The 17,593-nt window shown below is 42.0% G+C and carries 18 protein-coding genes and 1 riboswitch; of the genes, 7 read left to right on the top strand and 11 right to left on the bottom strand.

Features of this window, described 5'->3' with window-relative positions; all coding sequences use genetic code 11:
- Positions 1–1,335 (bottom strand): hypothetical protein (locus VEZ01S_RS05115; protein WP_021712943.1); only part of this gene is annotated, 1,335 nt, incomplete at its 3' end.
- Between the two features lie 266 nt (positions 1,336–1,601).
- Here VEZ01S_RS05115 and VEZ01S_RS05110 point away from each other — a divergent pair.
- The 4 genes from VEZ01S_RS05110 to VEZ01S_RS05095 all read left to right on the top strand — a co-directional run bounded on the left by VEZ01S_RS05110 (position 1,602) and on the right by VEZ01S_RS05095 (position 4,853).
- On the top strand, positions 1,602–2,906 hold the full coding sequence (locus VEZ01S_RS05110) for a TolC family outer membrane protein (RefSeq protein WP_021712942.1): 1,305 nt from the start codon (positions 1,602–1,604) through the stop codon (positions 2,904–2,906).
- A gap of 1 nt (position 2,907) precedes the next feature.
- Entirely contained in the window at positions 2,908–3,504 is a 597-nt protein-coding gene (locus tag VEZ01S_RS05105) for an OmpA family protein (protein ID WP_021712941.1), read from the top strand.
- Between the two features lie 132 nt (positions 3,505–3,636).
- Positions 3,637–3,987 (top strand): DUF2750 domain-containing protein, encoded by a 351-nt coding sequence (locus tag VEZ01S_RS05100; RefSeq protein ID WP_021712940.1) that lies wholly within the window; start codon positions 3,637–3,639, stop codon positions 3,985–3,987.
- A 62-nt stretch (positions 3,988–4,049) separates the two neighbouring features.
- The gene (locus VEZ01S_RS05095) at positions 4,050–4,853 is read left to right on the top strand and encodes a Cof-type HAD-IIB family hydrolase (RefSeq protein WP_021712939.1); all 804 of its coding nucleotides are present in this window, start codon (positions 4,050–4,052) and stop codon (positions 4,851–4,853) included.
- 31 nt (positions 4,854–4,884) lie between these two features.
- On the opposite strand, the gene VEZ01S_RS05090 is transcribed toward VEZ01S_RS05095, so the two are convergent.
- The 4 genes from VEZ01S_RS05090 to VEZ01S_RS16815 form a co-directional block, all read right to left on the bottom strand.
- Positions 4,885–5,364 carry a GNAT family N-acetyltransferase gene (locus tag VEZ01S_RS05090; protein WP_021712938.1) on the bottom strand — a complete coding sequence of 160 codons (480 nt, stop codon included), beginning with the start codon at positions 5,362–5,364 and terminating at the stop codon, positions 4,885–4,887.
- Positions 5,348–5,974, bottom strand: a complete 627-nt coding sequence (locus tag VEZ01S_RS05085; RefSeq protein WP_021712937.1) for a LysE family translocator — start codon at positions 5,972–5,974, stop codon at positions 5,348–5,350. The genes VEZ01S_RS05090 and VEZ01S_RS05085 overlap by 17 nt, the downstream gene beginning before the upstream one ends.
- A 103-nt stretch (positions 5,975–6,077) precedes the next feature.
- Positions 6,078–6,788, bottom strand: a complete 711-nt coding sequence (locus VEZ01S_RS05080; RefSeq protein WP_021712936.1) for a coiled-coil domain-containing protein — start codon at positions 6,786–6,788, stop codon at positions 6,078–6,080.
- 12 nt (positions 6,789–6,800) lie between these two features.
- The gene (locus VEZ01S_RS16815) at positions 6,801–6,959 is read right to left on the bottom strand and encodes a hypothetical protein (RefSeq protein WP_021712935.1); all 159 of its coding nucleotides are present in this window, start codon (positions 6,957–6,959) and stop codon (positions 6,801–6,803) included.
- 284 nt (positions 6,960–7,243) lie between these two features.
- A riboswitch (glycine riboswitch) is annotated at positions 7,244–7,351 on the top strand.
- Between the two features lie 87 nt (positions 7,352–7,438).
- Here VEZ01S_RS16815 and VEZ01S_RS05070 point away from each other — a divergent pair.
- Positions 7,439–8,824 (top strand): alanine/glycine:cation symporter family protein, encoded by a 1,386-nt coding sequence (locus VEZ01S_RS05070; protein WP_021712934.1) that lies wholly within the window; start codon positions 7,439–7,441, stop codon positions 8,822–8,824.
- A gap of 286 nt (positions 8,825–9,110) precedes the next feature.
- Here VEZ01S_RS05070 and VEZ01S_RS05065 read toward each other — a convergent pair whose 3' ends face one another.
- Genes VEZ01S_RS05065 through VEZ01S_RS05055 form a run of 3 tightly spaced genes read right to left on the bottom strand, consistent with a single transcriptional unit; the run spans position 9,111 to position 11,859 of the window.
- On the bottom strand, positions 9,111–9,905 hold the full coding sequence (locus VEZ01S_RS05065; RefSeq protein WP_235868485.1) for a heme ABC transporter ATP-binding protein: 795 nt from the start codon (positions 9,903–9,905) through the stop codon (positions 9,111–9,113).
- The gene (locus tag VEZ01S_RS05060; RefSeq protein ID WP_021712932.1) at positions 9,902–10,951 is read right to left on the bottom strand and encodes a FecCD family ABC transporter permease; all 1,050 of its coding nucleotides are present in this window, start codon (positions 10,949–10,951) and stop codon (positions 9,902–9,904) included. The genes VEZ01S_RS05065 and VEZ01S_RS05060 overlap by 4 nt, the downstream gene beginning before the upstream one ends.
- A complete protein-coding gene (locus tag VEZ01S_RS05055; protein WP_021712931.1) occupies positions 10,948–11,859 on the bottom strand; it encodes an ABC transporter substrate-binding protein in 912 nt (303 codons plus the stop codon). Before VEZ01S_RS05055 ends, VEZ01S_RS05060 begins: the two co-directional genes overlap by 4 nt.
- 224 nt (positions 11,860–12,083) lie before the next feature.
- On the opposite strand from VEZ01S_RS05055, the gene VEZ01S_RS05050 reads away from it, so the two are divergent.
- Entirely contained in the window at positions 12,084–12,611 is a 528-nt protein-coding gene (locus VEZ01S_RS05050; RefSeq protein WP_021712930.1) for a cobalamin adenosyltransferase family protein, read from the top strand.
- A 29-nt stretch (positions 12,612–12,640) separates the two neighbouring features.
- Here the strand turns inward: VEZ01S_RS05050 and VEZ01S_RS05045 are convergent, their stop codons facing one another.
- Positions 12,641–13,270 carry a LysE family translocator gene (locus VEZ01S_RS05045; RefSeq protein ID WP_021712929.1) on the bottom strand — a complete coding sequence of 210 codons (630 nt, stop codon included), beginning with the start codon at positions 13,268–13,270 and terminating at the stop codon, positions 12,641–12,643.
- Positions 13,271–13,354: 84 nt separating this feature from the next.
- Between VEZ01S_RS05045 and VEZ01S_RS05040 the strand changes: the two genes are divergently transcribed.
- Positions 13,355–14,836 carry a carboxypeptidase M32 gene (locus tag VEZ01S_RS05040; RefSeq protein WP_021712928.1) on the top strand — a complete coding sequence of 494 codons (1,482 nt, stop codon included), beginning with the start codon at positions 13,355–13,357 and terminating at the stop codon, positions 14,834–14,836.
- A 104-nt stretch (positions 14,837–14,940) separates the two neighbouring features.
- Here VEZ01S_RS05040 and VEZ01S_RS05035 read toward each other — a convergent pair whose 3' ends face one another.
- Together VEZ01S_RS05035 and VEZ01S_RS05030 are read right to left on the bottom strand one after the other, a co-directional pair.
- Complete coding sequence (locus VEZ01S_RS05035) at positions 14,941–16,245, bottom strand: hypothetical protein (RefSeq protein WP_021712927.1); 1,305 nt, start codon at positions 16,243–16,245, stop codon at positions 14,941–14,943.
- 205 nt (positions 16,246–16,450) lie between these two features.
- Positions 16,451–17,296: a GGDEF domain-containing protein gene (locus VEZ01S_RS05030; RefSeq protein WP_021712926.1), complete on the bottom strand. Its 846-nt coding sequence runs from the start codon at positions 17,294–17,296 to the stop codon at positions 16,451–16,453.
- Positions 17,297–17,593: the final 297 nt, after the last annotated feature.

Here is a 17,593-nt window from a genome sequence, read left to right as displayed (position 1 = left end):
ACCGTTTTCATCAATCGCGATGTCTTCTTTTGCAATCAGCAACTGTTGGTTGTTGATGTCGGTAATGATGAGTGAATCTAAGGATTTGCCACCTTCACCTAAGTAGCCGCTGATCGTTGCTGTTTCACCCTCACCGTTTATAACTTCCTCGCCATTATTATCGGTTAGGGAGACTTGCGGTGGCGTGATGTCTGAACCATCATCATCAGAGTCATTACCATAGGTGTAATCTTTTACCGCTGTGTCGGTCGCGGTTATGGTATTACCATCCATACCTGTGCTATTTGCAGTTATCGTAAGCTCACCATCGGCAAAATCGTCTACGTTAATATTAATGACTGTATAATTTCCATTGCCATCAAATTGAATGTCCGCAGATGGGATAATCAGTGCTTTACCATCAACATCAGTAATGATTAACGATTCAAGAGCTTTACCACCTTCTCCAAGATAACCAGTGATAACGGCTGTTTCACCCTCGCCGTTAATGATTTCTTCACCATTGCTATCAGTTAGGGATACGCTCAAATTGGTGACACCGTCACTAGTAGAGTCATCTGGATCAGAAAAATCTTTTTTTACCGCATCCGTCACAGCGATAGTATTTCCATTGCCATCGGTGCTAATTGCGGTCACCGTCAGCTCGCCATCCGCTAATTCGCGAACATCGATATTGACGACGCTATATTGACCATCCTCATCGATAACAATAGAAGAAACGTCAATGACAATCTGTTTATCATTAATATCTGAAATAATTAAGGAGTCTAAACGCTCAGCGCCACCGGCAATCACCCCTGCAATCGTTGCAGTTTCACCCTCACCTTCAATAACCTCTTCGCCATTATTATCAAAGATATCCACATAACCTTGAGAAAGTACAGTGACGATTTGCTCTATAAACACTGCGATCGCATCACCTTGTTCGACAGTCAATGAGGAGGGAAATACGCCTTCGGTTTGGAAGTCTGTAGAAGCAATAGTTTGTGCACCGTCTCGCGAAACGGCGCCTGTTGTCGTTAAGCTAGAACCTTCCTCTTCTTCCGATAGAAGTTCCTCTTGTGAGTTGGACGCGTTCTGATCTAATGAATCAATCACACTTTGAATAGCAGACTGAGCATCAACAGATTGAATATTGCCTTGCTGAGCGATAGATACACGTAACTCACTAACAATATTTTCAGGGACACTCAGTGGCGTGTTCCCAACCGAAACAATCACGTCTCCATTCTGAGGAACATAGCCTTGCTCTGCGACTTTAAGTTTGCCTTGCGCATCGATAATTAACCATGCGTCACCAAATACCACATCATTCGCAAATGAGATACCGTCCATGTACTCTCCTTAACCCATAAGCATTAGGTCTGTGTCCACTAGAATAAACTCACGTTTTATGGTTAAATTTTACACTACTTTCACTGTAACCGCGGATTAAAATAAAACACCCAATTCACAATCAATTGCTCAACATTTACGAAACAATACTATTGTAAAAGGTTTTTTATTAACTATTATGTACTTAGCAACCAAGATAACTTTTTGATGTCTTATGACGAGCTCAAAATTGGTTAAAAAAGTAACGGAATACTAGGGAGCATATCTTGAAAAGGACTAAGCTAAGCGCCATCGCTCTAGCTACCATGCTGTGCAATCCAGTCTCAGCGCAGTCGTTAGAGCAAGCTATCTCGCACACTCTGAAAACGAATCCGACAGTGAAAAGTTCATACAATGAATTCATGTCCTATGTTCATGAAAACAAAGCCGCGGTTCGAGAGTACTACCCAAAGATTGATCTCACCGCAGGGATTGGTTGGGAAAACTATCAAAACGATCAAAGCAGAGATGACGACTACACTGCGGTCGATGCCTCTATTAGGCTTACGCAACTGCTATGGGACGGCTCTAATACTTTACATAATATGGATAGAACAGCCGCAGAAGCGGAGTCTCTGCGCTACAAAGTATTAAGTGATGCTTCTGATAAAGCGTTAGAGGTGACAAAAGTGTATTTAGATACACTAAAAGCTTATGAAATCCTCGCCCTCTCTGAGAGTAACCTTGCGACTCATAAAAGAATCTTTAAAGATATTAAAAAACGCACAGAATCAGGAATAGGTTCGACCGCAGACTTATCTCAAGTCGAAGCACGTATTGCCAAGGCACACGGTAATTTACTGGCTGCACAAAATAACTTATTTGATACACACATCCAGTTTTCTCGCCTCGTTGGGCAGTCTCCACAAGGTTTGGTTTTTCCAAGAGCCGATATCACACGCATTCCATTGACCATTAAAGATGCTCTTGATATTGCTTTAGAGAAACACCCAGTCATTAACACCGCTAAAGTCGATGTCGATGCTGCAAAATTCCAATATAAACAATCTAATAGCCCTAACCTTCCTACTTTTACAATAGATGCTGGCTATGATTATTTTGATGATGCAGAAGGCGTTTCGGGACGTCGTGATGAGATGAATGCTACGTTACGGATGCGCTATAACCTCTTCAATGGCGGAGTTGATAGTGCGAATAAAGATCGCGCGGCATATCAAATGAATAAAGCAAAAGATCTCAGAGATAGAGCGTATCGAAATGTTGAAGAGAGTTTACTCCTCTCATGGAGCGCACTGAATTTGACCTTGCAACAAAAAGAGTTTTTAGCCGATCACGTCGATGCAGCTTCGAACACCGTTGTCGCTTATAGCAAGCAATACAAAATTGGCAAACGAACCCTGCTTGATCTGTTAAATACAGAAAATGAGCTATTTGAGTCACGCAAAGGATATGTAGATGCTCGATATGCTGAGCAATACGCAAAGTTTCGAATACTAAACGCAACGGGGACATTACTTGAATCACTCTTAGTCGATGTTCCGGAGCAATGGAATACAGCGGTGGAGTACTAAAATGAATAAATTAATTTTAGCGTCTGTCATCTCTTTCACTATAGTTGGATGTGCCAACGACACCGAAGAGTATATCGACACTCCGCTACCAGACCAACAAGCAGATTTGCGTGATTTTGACCGTGATGGCGTCATTAACGCTCGAGACAAATGCCCTGGTACTCCAAGTAGTGCAAGGGTCAGTAACGACGGTTGTGAAGAGCGTATTGAAGTCTCTCAAGAACAGAACCTTAAAATCTTATTTGAACACAATTCCACTGATGTACACCCGGTATTTCGTGGGCAAATTGAGGGTATGGCGGAGTTTTTAAAACAATATCCCGAAACCTCAATTGAAATTAAAGGTTTTGCCAGTAATCCAGGTGATAGACAATACAACTTAAATCTGTCGCGCAACCGAGCACTGCTTGTGCAAGATAAGCTGATAGGGTTTGGCGTTGATCCCAGTCGTGTCGTTATTATTGGTCATGGTGAAGATGACACCGATGATGACAATCCCATCGATGAAGCTCTGGAAAGACGCGTTGAAGCCAAAGTTGTTGGCTTTAAAGGCGACTTTGTGAAGGAGTGGACAATTTTTACTACATTACCTAAATAACCATTATCGCCCCCCTAATAAGCAAGAAGCTGAGTAAAAACTCAGCTTTTTTGTTCCTATCTTGCTAAATAATCCCATGTACCCTATAAGCGTGCTAAAATACCCGACATATCACACTGTTAGGAAAAAACCATGAGCCAATTAAGCAACGATATTCAACAAAATCTAGACTTGTTCATCGAACAAAGTAAAAAAGAGAATCTTGTTTGGGGTCTTAAAAACGAAGACGGCTGGTTAGCCTGCGATTCAAGCGAATTTGAAGAGTGCGAAGTCATGCCATTTTGGTCTAACCGTGCTGATGCGGAATATCACAATGTTGAAGAGTGGGCCGATTTCGAAGTCACTGAAATCCCTCTTGATATTTTTGTAGAAGATTGGCTAATCACACTTTCAGAAGACGGCGTGTTAATCGGTACCAACTGGAATGCCGAACTTGAAGGCAAAGAAGTAGAACCAGAAGCACTGGCTAAACTTTACCTTTAATCATTCTATATTCTATACCCCTGCAATTATTGTAGGGGTTTTCTTTTTTACTGGGTCTAATAATGTATAAGCTAATTGCTATCGACATGGATGGCACCTTACTCAACACCGATAAAGTGATTTCAGACCGAAATAAGCAAGCGATTTTTGATGCAAGATCAAAAGGTGTCACCGTCGTACTTGCCTCTGGTCGCCCATTAGAAGGTATGCTCGATAGCCTACATCAGCTGGGAATGGACAGCGATGAAGACTATGTGCTGTGTTATAACTCTGCGGTAATTAAAAACGTTGGTACAGGTAAGATCATTAGTGAGCGTTTGATTGCTGGATCGGATGCAAAACGTATCTACCAGCTAGCCCAAGAACGTAACTGCAATTGTCAGGCATTTAGTAAAATACACGGCTTAATTACCCCAAAAGATAGCTATTACACTCAACATGAAGCCAAAATCAATGGTTTAAACGTAACGGTGATGGATTTCGAGACTCTTGACGACTCACATCCAATCATCAAAACCATGCTAGTTGACCCCGTTGAAGTGTTGCAACAAATAGCCGATACCCTTCCAGAGTCGTTAAGACGCGATTACTCCGTTGTGCGTAGCGCCCCCTTCTTTCTTGAGTTTTGTAACCCACTCAGTAATAAAGGCACTGGCGTACAAACCCTTGCTCAACACTTAGGCATAAAGCAAAGCGAAGTGATGTGTATTGGGGATGCGGGTAACGATCATGATATGTTGAAATATGCCGGTCTAGCGGTCGCGATGCAAAATGCCGACGACGAAACCAAGTCATTAGCAGATCATATTACTGACAGTAACAATGAATCAGGCGTCGCAACCGCCATTGAAAAATTTGTGCTTTAAGTGAGTCTGCATCCGATAAACTGAGAATCAATTACACGATAGATTTAGTCATGCAATGAATGTGCGTTTTAAATCCATGCTTACGGTACACACAAAGCGCACTTTCATTAAATCCCCACACCTCCGCGTTAACTCGCACAGCGCCATGATCTGAAAATTCACTCTGTAAACGTTCAAGAAGCGCTATGCCGCCCCCCATTTTTCGATAACGCTGCTCTACAAACCAGTGATCAATGCTACCTACCGTTTGCGAGCTCAAAAGGGGTGAATGCATTTGACACAATTGCCCTGAAATAAACCCAGCGACAGCCCCTTTCACCTCAAGCAAAAAAATACAACAATCTAACGTCGATAAATAGCTTTCAATTTCTGCATCAAGCTCTTTAATGCAAGGAGGCTTTATCATCTCTTCACAATGCATATGATGCCATTGATACAATGCGTGCCACACATTTAACAAAGCCGCTTTATCGGTAGGTTGCGCTCTTCTTATCTTAAAAATATCCGACATTTTGCCACACTACTCGACAAGCCAAAGCGATTAACACGATACCTGACAGTTGATCAATAAGTTTGCCTTTCGCTTTTAGACGCTCAAACAATAATGGACTAGAAAGTACCAAAGTAATGAAGGTATACCATAAACCATCTACTAGCATAGGCGTAGCAACCACAATGGCTTTAGCGCCCACACTATTACCTACTGCAACAAACTGACTAAACAACGCAATAAAAAATAACGCTATTTTGGGATTAAGTAATGAAATCAACAGCCCTTCTTTGGCTGACTCTTTAACGCTGACCGCTTTACCCGCCTCTAGGGTGCTCGCAATCCCTCCATTTGACGTTAAAGATTTCCAGCCCAAATATGCAAGGTAGGCGGCGCCTAATAGGGAAATGGAGACAAAAAGGGCTTCGGATTTATGCAGGACAACAGCCAGTCCAATAACGGTGATAAACGCGTAAAATGCAATACCAAAAGAGTGCGCCCAAGCAGCGGCTAAACCATTAAGTCGTCCGCCGGCTAAAGTATGTTTACTGACCGTGGCTAGACTTGGGCCGGGAGACATGGCGCCAAGCAAACAAATAACAAATAATGAGAACCAAAGATGAAGTGACATTGCATAACTGTCCGGTAAAAAGATCTTGGCCCTATGTTATGCTTTTTTTCCCCAAGGTAAAGCTCAAGAAGCAAAGCATCGCAATATAGTTTAAGTCAAACGTTTACTTAGCCTCATTGCCCAAACTATCCATTTGTGACTGTTTTAAATTGATGCTTTTATCTATCGCTTTTAGACGATCAGACGCCTTTTGTTTTCTTTCGCACGAGTCTGATTTTGCATCCCAGCTTTTTCCGTCTGTGTATACCTGACACTCTTTGACTAAATTATTAAAGGTTACGATGAGTTTTTCTCGTTGTGCGTTGAGGTCGTGGATCTGCTGCTGAAGTTTCAATTGCCCTTGAAAATACTCTTTAGACTGAGTGAGTATGTGGTTTTGTTTATCTACCGTCCCCTGCAACGCTTGGTTCTGATGTTGTTGTTCTAAAGAAGCAGTCTGTAACGAACTGATGGTTTTCTTTAGTGAACTCACCTCGCCAGTGAGCTGTTTGTTGTGCTTAGTTAGCTGGGCATTTTGTTTTTTTAATGTTGCCAATGACTGCTCTAACTGAGTACTTTGCTCGCCAAGCGCATCACTAGAAGCTTGTTGTGTCTCAAGTTTCGCAGCAAGATCGTGATTTTTAGACGCCATTGAGCTTTGTTCATCTAACAATCGCTGCAACTCTTGTTGGTGTGTTTTACCCTGATGCGATGCAGTATGCATGACCAACGCCCCTCCTACCGCGCCGCCAAATACAAAGCACAATATCCCTGTCACTAGATGAGTTCTTGTGACTCCTAACTGACGTAATCGCACAACCTTCTCATCGAACACAGCACTTCTCCACTAACGGATTAATTCAGACATCATCAATACAGCAGTATAGGTAGCAAACGCTCCGAGCAATACAATGACAACCCATTTTTGTAATTTTTCATTGGTGTTGTATCGCACAAACAGCAGTGCCAACACAGCCAGTACGGCAATAGCAATCAAACGTGTCATCTTACCTTCCTACACAGTCACAAATATTAGGATTAGGTAAAGTTTAACAGTTAAGTATTTGTTTTAGTTATTCTTACACAAAAGAAATTTCAATAAGCCCCTTGAATCTGTAAGTATTTATGATATTTTAGCGACCTGTAAGTAACTTTCTTACAAACCTAGCGTTTTTACGCTAGTTCCGATGAAAACTGCAGGAGAGTGACGTTTTATTACGTCCGCCGAAGAAGTAAATCTTTCAGGTTCTTGTTTTTACGTTCTTGTTTAAACAAGTGAGGACTGCAGTTGGAGGAATCTCTGGAGAGAGCCGTACTACTTTGATGTAGCAGTCGGCCGCCGAAGGAGCAAGCCCAATTTTGGGTGAAACTCTCAGGCAAAAGGACAGAGGAGTGAAATAGCGTTTAACCACATTATTAGTTAATTTAGTTCTTTTGATCCGCGTTCACTCTTCTCCTTATATGTTGTTTATTAAGGGGAAAACCATGACACCTGCACCATCTTCGCTACAAACTATTTTACACTCCATCGACAGTTTCGTCTGGGGACCACCACTGCTTATCCTATTGGTTGGTACCGGCGTTTACTTCACTTTCAGTTTAGGCCTTATTCAGTTTAGACACCTTCCTACAGCCCTTAAAATGGTCTTTAGTAAGTCGTCCAACACAGATTCCAAAGGCGATGTCAGCGCATTTGCGGCATTATGTACTGCCCTATCTGCCACCATTGGTACAGGTAATATTGTGGGCGTGGCGACCGCGATTAAATTGGGTGGCCCTGGCGCACTCTTTTGGATGTGGCTAGCTGCGCTATTTGGTATGGCAACAAAATACGCCGAATGTCTACTCGCCGTAAAATACCGCACTACCGATGACAAAGGTGGCATGCTAGGTGGTCCAATGTACTATCTACGTGATGGCGTAAAATCACCGCTTTTAGCGACATTATTTGCCGTTTTCGCCTTAGGTGTTGCTCTATTCGGTATCGGTACTTTCCCTCAAGTTAATGCTATTTTAGATGCATCAGAGGTGACGCTTGGTGCAGACCGTACTATGGCAGCAATCGTACTAACTATCCTAGTTGCTATGGTTACCTTAGGTGGCATCAAGTCTATTTCTCGCGTAGCGGGTAAAGTTGTGCCGACTATGGCGGTTATCTATGTGGTGTCTTGTTTAGGTATTTTGATCAATAACGCAGATCAAGTGTTATCGGCCATTGAACTGGTTATTGTGTCAGCCTTTACGCCAACAGCGGCAAGTGGTGGCTTCTTTGGCGCAAGTGTTATGCTTGCCATTCAATCGGGTATCGCGCGTGGCGTATTCTCTAATGAATCAGGTTTAGGTAGCGCGCCAATGGCAGCGGCAGCGGCAAAAACAGATTCATGCGCTCGCCAAGGTTTGATCTCAATGACAGGTACCTTCTTTGATACCATCATTATCTGTACGATGACTGGTCTTGCCTTAATTATTACCGGTGCATGGCAAAGCGACCTTGCTGGCGCCATGATGACGACGCATGCCTTTGCTGTGGGTTTAAACGCCGATGTTCTAGGCCCTATCTTAGTATCTGTTGGTTTGTTGTTCTTCGCCTTCACCACCATTTTAGGTTGGAACTACTACGGCGAGCGTTGCGTTGTGTACCTGTTCGGTACCAAAGCCATCTTACCGTACAAAATTATCTTTATCGCATTAGTGTTCTCCGGTGCATTCATGAAACTCGATATGATTTGGTTAATCGCTGATATCGTAAATGGTTTAATGGCTGTCCCTAACCTGATTGGACTTATCGCATTACGACAAGTCGTGGTTGCTGAAACTAAGCTGTTTTTTGATAAATCATTAGCAATGAAAACGGCAACTCAACAATCATAAACACGCGTGTTAATTCCAACTGAAAGAGCACTAAGAATCAAAGTGTTCGCTTAGGCGCAAGCCACTGACTTTCTTTCAGATTTGGATTAGCCCATAAAAAACGCCTTAATAGACCGTTTCATCAGATCTATTAAGGCGTTTCTATAACATGAAGTAATACGAATCGTACTCGATAACTGCATTAAAGTTTTTGATTCTAGAATAATGAAATAATGAGTTCATCACTTAAAATCTAACCGCTTACCCTATATCAGCCCACCACAGTGGTCGATTAATACGCGTGATATTAGTAAGACTCTCGCTTTACCGCCAATATATTGGGATTACCAGTGCTAACATTAGTGGAGACTTTGACTTCATAGGGATATATTTGCTGGATTTGTTGCTGTGTCAAAATAGAGCTTGGCATTCCATCTGCCACAAGTTGTCCCTTATTTAACAGCAATAAACGGTCGCAAAATTCAGCCGCCGTATTTAAGTTATGTAGGGCAACCAATACGGTTTTACCTTCTTGCGCTAAGCTATAAAGAATGTTCATTAGCTGCCCTTCGTGACCAATATCTAAGCTAGCACAAGGTTCATCTAATAAAATAACCGGGGTATCTTGCAATAAGATACGCGCCAGATGCACTAGTTGTTGCTCACCGCCCGAAAGTTCATTAACCCGTCGGTCTTCAAGGTGCTGAATATTTAGCCGAGTTAACGCTCCTTTGATTCTTCGTTTTTTATCGTCTTTTGTGAGCGTGTGATGGTTCATTAAACCAAGAGAGACCAGTTCACTAACTTTGTACGGAAATTCAACGCGATTAATCTGAGGTAAATAGCTCAACAACGTTGCCCGCTGATGTGCAGGTAGCTCAGAGACAGGCTCTCCAAATAAGCGAACGCGGCCCTTACTATCTGGCAAATACCCTGAAAGATGTTTTAGCACACTGGATTTGCCGGCGCCATTTGGCCCAATAACGCCAATGAGCGAACCCTTTTCAAGTTCAAAGCTGATCTCTTGCAACACCTGAGTGCCATTAAACGACACGCTGAGATCTGCAACCTGTACTGGATAATCACTTGCTGTAATACTCACAGTAATTTCCCCTGCTTTTGAACACTGACCACCAGCCAAAGGAAATACATCCCTCCTAAAATAGCGGTAATAATGCCTGCTTTTATCTCATATGGCGCAATGATATAACGGCCAATAAGATCGCAAATTAACAGGAATATTGCACCAAACAGTGCAGAAAGAGGCAATAAACTCAGATGATTAGCACCAGTTAACATTCGAACTAAATGCGGCACCATTAAACCAATAAAACCAATGGGACCTGCAATCGCAATTGACATAGCCGTTAACAATGAAGCGCACAACAACAATGCAAAACGACTGCGACTGACATTCATGCCCAGCCCGTGCGCCGCTTCATCACCAATTGACAATATGTTAAGCCACTGCGCATGTCGCAATAACCAAATAGAGGCCACTACAATCACTGGCAAAGGCCAAATGATCTGCTCCCAGATACGCCCTTCAAGCCCGCCCATCGTCCAAAATACAAACTGACTGACTTCATATTGACGCGCAAAAAGAAGCACACCTAACGTTGCGCCTCCGAGCAAAGACGATAGTGCGAGACCCGCCAAAATCAGATACAAGGTTTGCCCGCTGTTAGAGTTTCTAGCGAGAACAAAAACAAACATAGCGCAGATTAAAGCGCCTAGACACGCTATGACTGGAGTCCATAACGGGTGAGCTAATGAAAGGCCCGTGGTAATGGCGATGACAGCACCAAAGCTGCTGCCTGCGCTAACACCAAGCACATCAGGGCTCGCGAGCGGATTTCGAAACAGTCCTTGAGTACATGCCCCAGCCAGTGCTAACGCGCTGCCAGCAGCAATCGCCGCAATCACTCTAGGTAAACGTATGTGCACGACAATGGCGGAGATCAAAGGATAATGAGTCGCTGCGCTATCTGGCCCTTCAAGCACCAATAACTTTAAATAAGAAAAAAGATCGGCGACAGACAAGCTCACGGCACCTAACGTCAGCGCCGCCCAAATCGAAACAATAAGCGCACTACCACCGAGTACTGCATACCATCGATACGTGACATAACTTGAATCGGCGATCATGGCGCAGGAGTACCCAGAACTGCCCTATTAACAAATAAAATGGTGTCTACAATATATTGGCTATAGGTACTGCGCAAATATTGCGGGATCGGGTACACATTCCCTTCTTTTACCGCTTTGACGTTTCTCAACGCAGGGTCGGTTAACACCTGATGCAATAAATCTGTGCTACCCGATTCGTCGTTTGCAGCAAACGCTGGAATAAACAAAACTTCAGGATCTAGTGCCACAATCAGTTCTTTAGACATCGGTGTTTGACCATATTTGTCCGCATCTAAATCGGCAACGACATTATCAAAGCCTGACTGTTCCACTATTAATTGCCAAGTAGAATCACGCGTGCTGGATGTGCCCCAGTTGTTGTAATCGAGTACTCGATATTTGTGGCTAGTGTAAACCAGTCCTTCTTCCAGTCGGCGCTCCATATCCACAACAATCGCTTTGGCGTTGTTGTCCTCACCGACTATTTTACCCATTTTCTTGATCAACTCTTCAATCTCAATCAAGGTGCTCGGCACTGGTAATACAAACACTTTAATTCCGGCTGAGCGTAATTGCTGAATACGGCCCCTATCACTCCAAGTTGCAGCAAACACCAGATCTGGACGATTAACTAAGATTTGCTCGACATTTAAATCTAAGCGAGGAACAGACGCTGGCACCTTACCGGCTATCACAGAGAAATGCTCATCATCAACAAGGTTGGTCACCGAGCTAAAGCGCTTTGCGGGGATCATGTCGAGCAACACTTCATCACTAAAGAGTGTTTTTGAAGAAATTTTTTCAGGCGCTTTATCAAAAGTCATGCTTTGACCGCTTGCATCAGTGACTGTGATCGGAAATTGAGCCCATACCACAGCAGAATAAAGATAAACAAGCACAGCAAAACCGCGCATAAAACTTCCCATGTTGTTTTCCTTTTAAACCTTTTTGCTTTTCAAGATCGTAAAATAAGAGGTGACGCTAAAGAGTTTAGCGCTGTCATTTTACGAATGTAACCAAAGAATATCGTGATATTATCAGTTAACAATGATTAGATAATACATAAGCACATAGAGTAGCAATCTTTACCTTGTAACGCATTGAAACCTAGCTTGTTTTTATGAATAAATGCATTTTAAAAGGAAACATCATGAAATTCAGCGGTAATATTGACGAACTGGCCTACCCATTTATTTTCGAAGACAGCCCATTGTGCGATTTTGAAATCCTTACCGATGAACTGTGTACTATTACAGGTCTTGCGCTAACCAATATCGATAACCCAAAAGTGCGCCACTCTTTAGAAGAATTGCAGCCAAAAATCTTCCATCTTAATGGTTCAATTCGAGGCAAGAATGGGATCTTTGAAAGTGATATTGAATCATTAGCCGCCGAATACCACGCTTTTAAAGACAGTGTCAGTGACGACAACAAGCGATTTGTATTGCCACGAGGCACAGGTCCGGTGATTCAACTACACCAATGTCGTAGCCTGTCTAAAAAAGTAGTTCGACAGTTGGTGTTGGTAGAGAAAGCAGGCAAAAAAGTACCTGAGACGCTACCAAGATTTGCTAACTTGTTGGTCAATTACTACTTCGCGCTTACACGCGTACTCAACCAAGATATGGGCATTGAAGAGCCTGAATACATTAGCATCAACTACAACGCTAAGGCCTAGTTAACTAGGCCATAAACGAAAGCGTTAAATTACAAGCACTCGAAGACCAGTAGTGCGCCAAGCGCAATTAAAACTAAGCTGCTGCACATCTGTAAACGGTAATTCACTTTACCGCTCGCTAACCACAGCTTAGCTTTATCTAACATACTCGCCAAACCGCATTGCCAAATCATCGCTATGACAAAATGAATAGACGCTAGGAAAATAGACTGAAGCCATAAATTCCCCGTTTCATCAATAAACTGTGGCAAGAATGCCAGGTAAAAAACCGCTGTTTTAGGATTAAGTACGTTAGACAAAAAGCCTTGACGGATAGAAGTGAACACTGAAACTTGAGTGCCATCCGCCTGAACATCAACAAGCCCTACTCCGCCTTTTAACGAGCGAACACCAGAAACACCCAACCAAATAAGATAGGCAGCGCCGATGAGTTTAATACCATTAAATAGCTCTGGACTTTGACTAATAATGGCCGCTACGCCAATGGCAGACCAAGTGGCATGCACATAAAGCCCGAGGCACACACCCAAACTGGTTGCATAGCCATCCCTCCTACCACCACGACTGGTATTACGAATGACTAAAACAGTGTCAAGACCTGGAGTGATTGTTAATAAGGTCATGGCGGCGATGAAAGTATATAAGTCGTTAATCTGCATTGAATTTTCTAATGTTGGCTACTACTAGGTGTATAGCGGGAAGTTTGATAGTCTAAGCTAATACAATACGGTTAAGGAAGAGATATGTCAGCATTTAAATCACTCAAAGAGCATTTCCAAAAAATTGACAACTTCGCACATCTATCTTCGATATGCGGTTGGGATGCTGCTGCAATGATGCCAACCGGGGGAAATGAAGCGCGTTCTCGTGCCATGGCGGAGCTTTCTGTACACGTACACAGTTTAAAAACACAGCCACAATTGGCCGAGTGGTTCGATAAAGCGTCAGAACAGGCCCTAACAACGAATGAAACCGCACAACTACGAGAAATGAAACGCAGTTGGTTAATGTCTAACGTTATCCCTAAAGAGTTGGTTGAAGCCAGCTCGTTAGCCGGTTCAAAATGTGAGCACGCTTGGCGCACCCAAAGAGCCGACAATGATTGGCAAGGTTTTGCTAAAAATTGGCAATCAGTGGTTGCTTTGTCTCAAGAAGAAGCACAAATACGCGCACAAGCCACAGGCCTCACTCCATACGATGCCATGCTTGATATTTATGAGCCCGGAACCAGCAGTGAATCACTAACGCATACCTTTGATAATGTAAAACAATGGCTCCCAAACCTTATTGATCAAGTTATCGACAAGCAAGCCCAAGAAAAGATCATCACCCCTACTGGCACTTTTGAAACCAACAAACAAAAGGCATTGGGACTTGAAGTCATGAAGCTGCTTCAATTTGATTTCAGCCATGGCCGACTTGATGAAAGCGTGCATCCTTTTTGTGGCGGCGTGCCAACAGACGTGAGAATCACCACTCGCTACGACGAAAATGAATTTATGCAGTCGTTGATGGGTATAGTGCACGAAACAGGACATGCACGTTATGAGCAAGGATTACCTACCTCTCTTGCGGGAAACCCAAGCGGCAGTGCTCGCTCGATGGGAATTCATGAATCACAGTCACTGTTTTTTGAAATGCAAATGGGCCGCAATGCCAGCTTCATCCAACACCTGAGCCAATTGGCGATTAAACACTTCCCAGAACACAACGTAAAATTATTCGAGACAGCCAATCTAAACCAGCTATATACACGAGTGAAAAAAGATTTCATCCGTGTCGATGCCGATGAACTGACCTACCCTGCACACGTTATCCTACGCTTTGAGATTGAGCGCGATCTCATCAATGGCAAAATTTCCTATCAAGACGTACCTGAGCTTTGGGACAGTAAAATGCAATCTTACTTAGGTTTATCTACCGCAGGTAATTTCAAAAATGGTTGTATGCAGGATATTCACTGGACAGATGGAAGTTTTGGCTACTTTCCAAGCTACACATTAGGTGCTATGTATGCGGCGCAATTTATGGCTGCAATGAACAAAACAATAGATGTGGATGCGGTGCTGCGCTCTGGTGAACTGACACCTATCTTTGATTGGCTGTCTAACAATATCTGGAGCAAAGGTAGTTTGTTAAGCACTGATGAATTGGTCAAACAAGCCACTGGTGAGACGTTAAATGCCGATCACTTTAAACAGCACTTAATGAACCGCTACTTATAACATAAACAAAAGGCCTGATTTCGATAATATATCGTAATCAGGCCTTAATACATCTCAACAACTATAACCCCAACTTTTTTAATCCTGATTGAGGTTAGTTTCTATTAATCCATTAAACTCAGAGTATGTTGAGTGGTTGTTCCGTTTGGTGAGGTTAGATCGAACGTAGAACCATGCAAGTCAGCAGTCCATGTTTTCCCTCCAGTACTGACTAATATTTTACCACTTTTTGGATAATCTAAACCAAAGCTTTGATCATCAAAATAGATATCAGAGCTTTTAAGTACGACATATTGATTGTTGCTTTGTGCATCAGAGTACTGTCCAACAAATTTAATTTCATCGACATGATTATAGTTTGAATCACGCACTGATTTTTTGAAATCTATAGTATTTGCAGTAAGGTGACCATCTTCATCTGTATTTATATAATGTATGTCTAAATCAATGTTCGAATATTCATTTTCATATTCGTCTTTGAAGTTCCCATTAAGTGCAACTCCATTCTCATTACAGTTTTTCACGTTAAATATATAGTTAGAAGTTGTGGAGTAAGATCCACCATCACTACAAAATCCATCAGCTAAATAGTACGAATCATGTCTAAAGGTTTTAACAAACGATGTTATTGCTGTAAAACCATCATCAACAAGACTAGCAACCGTGGAGGAATCATCATCACTGACAAAAGAACTCATGCTACCTTGACCAATTCCAGCGAACTCTTGATTTTTGACTGCTTGACCATTATCTATATTCACATTATAGCTACTACCATCAGGTTCAGTTACCGTATAAACGCCAGGATAAAAATCTAAGACCCATTGCTGATTATCTTTACCAATAATAGTTATTTCGCCCTGACCTTTACTAATTTTATCAAAGTCAGTGGCAACAACTTTATATGAGCCATATTGAGATGAAGTCGTAGTCATAGAGAAGTCAGACTGACTAGTACTCTGATAACTACTTTGTAAGGTTAAGCCGCTAGAGAGGTTATGTGCATTGAGATTAGCAACTAACATATCATCACTGGCTGACAAATTTTTAATGCTACCATTTAAAATTACATCAGCACCTTTAAATTGTGACTTGTTAAACTCCATATCTAAAATTGTTGTTTCAGTATTGTATGTCCATTTTGCTGAACCGGAGTCTACTAAAAAGTGTCCATGATCATAATAATTGCGCACACCTTCTCGAGCCTTATTATAATCGCCCTGAATTTCGATATATAAACCAACCGTTTCAGCAAAAACACCAGTAACTTGTTCTTGGTTTTGGATATTCAAAGTCAATTCAGTTGTTTTGGGAGTCGAATCACTACCACCGCCACCACAACCAGACAGTATTAGTGTAGTCAAAAGTAAGCTTCCCGCTAAAAGCGGATATTTTTTAATTAATTTCATTGCTATTCCTTCCGAATTCTTTCGGATACAACCTTAGTTTCCATATTTTATTTCCTTGTCTGTCATGTTAGTAGTACACGCTGGGGAATATAAGATTGCGGAAATAATCAATTGGGAAGGTATGGATTATGCATAGAAAACAAACTAATCAGCGCTAGTTTCCTTTCAATACTCTCTAAGTAGCGAGTGTTTGAAATTGTTCTCACTAGGAAGAACACAACGAATCAAAATGACACAGATTATTCCTGCCATTTTTCTTCACAGCATATAACGCTTTATCTGCTTGGACGAACAGCGCATTAAAATTCATGTTGGTTTTAGGATCGACGGTAGTGCTTCCGATGCTGAAAGTGATGTCGATTGTGGTTTGCGCTGTGGCGATTGAGAGTGGTTTGTGTAGCCTTGTCATTACTTCGTTGGCTTCTGTTTTATTGGTGTTTGGGCATAAAATAATAAATTCGTCCCCTCCCCAGCGGCCTAATAAATCATAGCGACGTATTAGCTGACTTAAGTGCTGGGCAACGCCAATAAGCACCTCATCTCCAACTTGGTGGCCATAGGTATCATTGACCAATTTAAAATGGTCGATATCAATGAGTATCAGTGAAGTGCTGTTCTTTGCGCGCTTGGATCTGTCTAATTCTTTTTTTGAGAGTCCTTCAATCGCGCGTTTATTAAATAGATTGGTCAAAGGCTCCATCTCTGCGACTCGACGTTGATATCGAAACATTTTATGGATACCAAACGCGATAAGCATGAGCCCGACAATCGATAACAAATCGCAAATCACAATGTCAAAGATAACGTTATTTTGGAAAAACCATTGGAACTCGCCAATCGCTTCTAAACATTCAAAAAACTCACAGATAATGAGTGCAATTAAACCAATATTAACCGTAATGTCTAATGTTCTATGTCCGTAGACGAAAATGCCACACAGCAACACAAATGCTACGGACTCTAATATAAAATCAGTGATGTTAATGACGTCAAAACAAATAAATAAAGTGGCAGGAAGTAATACGCTAAGTCCAATAAACAGGCTGTTCATCCCAGATATCTTCTCCTATTGGTTGAGAAAGGCGCAAGATAGGTATGCTGAAATAGATAATAATGTCTTTATTTGATAAGCCGCTATTACCTTTAGTAACTCAGTTAACATTAGTTCATACTAAATTAAATGCCATGATAATTAGCTTAAATTGCGCTAAAAGACGACATTTAGGGTTAAACATCGTCAAAAAAACATTAACCATAACTTTAATAAGGATTTATTTATTGTAAGTGCGTGTTCTAATTTGCCTATTTAGACAAAAAAAATGCCCCATAAAGGAGCATTATACGTTTG

This window comes from Vibrio ezurae NBRC 102218 (genome assembly GCF_000467185.1).
GTDB classification, from domain to species: domain Bacteria; phylum Pseudomonadota; class Gammaproteobacteria; order Enterobacterales; family Vibrionaceae; genus Vibrio; species Vibrio ezurae.
Note: the sequence above shows the minus strand (reverse complement) of the source record. Positions and strands in the feature narration are given on the sequence as shown.

Excerpts from the sequence above, each read along its gene's own strand:
- VEZ01S_RS05105 (WP_021712941.1), top strand. The coding sequence starts at position 2,908 with ATGAATAAATTAATTTTAGCGTCTGTCATCTCTTTCACTATAGTTGGA.
- VEZ01S_RS05100 (WP_021712940.1), top strand. The coding sequence starts at position 3,637 with ATGAGCCAATTAAGCAACGATATTCAACAAAATCTAGACTTGTTCATC.
- VEZ01S_RS05095 (WP_021712939.1), top strand. The coding sequence starts at position 4,050 with ATGTATAAGCTAATTGCTATCGACATGGATGGCACCTTACTCAACACC.
- VEZ01S_RS05090 (WP_021712938.1), bottom strand. The coding sequence starts at position 5,364 with ATGTCGGATATTTTTAAGATAAGAAGAGCGCAACCTACCGATAAAGCG.
- VEZ01S_RS05085 (WP_021712937.1), bottom strand. The coding sequence starts at position 5,974 with ATGTCACTTCATCTTTGGTTCTCATTATTTGTTATTTGTTTGCTTGGC.
- VEZ01S_RS16815 (WP_021712935.1), bottom strand. The coding sequence starts at position 6,959 with ATGACACGTTTGATTGCTATTGCCGTACTGGCTGTGTTGGCACTGCTG.
- VEZ01S_RS05070 (WP_021712934.1), top strand. The coding sequence starts at position 7,439 with ATGACACCTGCACCATCTTCGCTACAAACTATTTTACACTCCATCGAC.
- VEZ01S_RS05060 (WP_021712932.1), bottom strand. The coding sequence starts at position 10,951 with ATGATCGCCGATTCAAGTTATGTCACGTATCGATGGTATGCAGTACTC.
- VEZ01S_RS05055 (WP_021712931.1), bottom strand. The coding sequence starts at position 11,859 with ATGGGAAGTTTTATGCGCGGTTTTGCTGTGCTTGTTTATCTTTATTCT.
- VEZ01S_RS05050 (WP_021712930.1), top strand. The coding sequence starts at position 12,084 with ATGAAATTCAGCGGTAATATTGACGAACTGGCCTACCCATTTATTTTC.
- VEZ01S_RS05045 (WP_021712929.1), bottom strand. The coding sequence starts at position 13,270 with ATGCAGATTAACGACTTATATACTTTCATCGCCGCCATGACCTTATTA.
- VEZ01S_RS05040 (WP_021712928.1), top strand. The coding sequence starts at position 13,355 with ATGTCAGCATTTAAATCACTCAAAGAGCATTTCCAAAAAATTGACAAC.
- VEZ01S_RS05035 (WP_021712927.1), bottom strand. The coding sequence starts at position 16,245 with ATGAAATTAATTAAAAAATATCCGCTTTTAGCGGGAAGCTTACTTTTG.
- VEZ01S_RS05030 (WP_021712926.1), bottom strand. The coding sequence starts at position 17,296 with ATGAACAGCCTGTTTATTGGACTTAGCGTATTACTTCCTGCCACTTTA.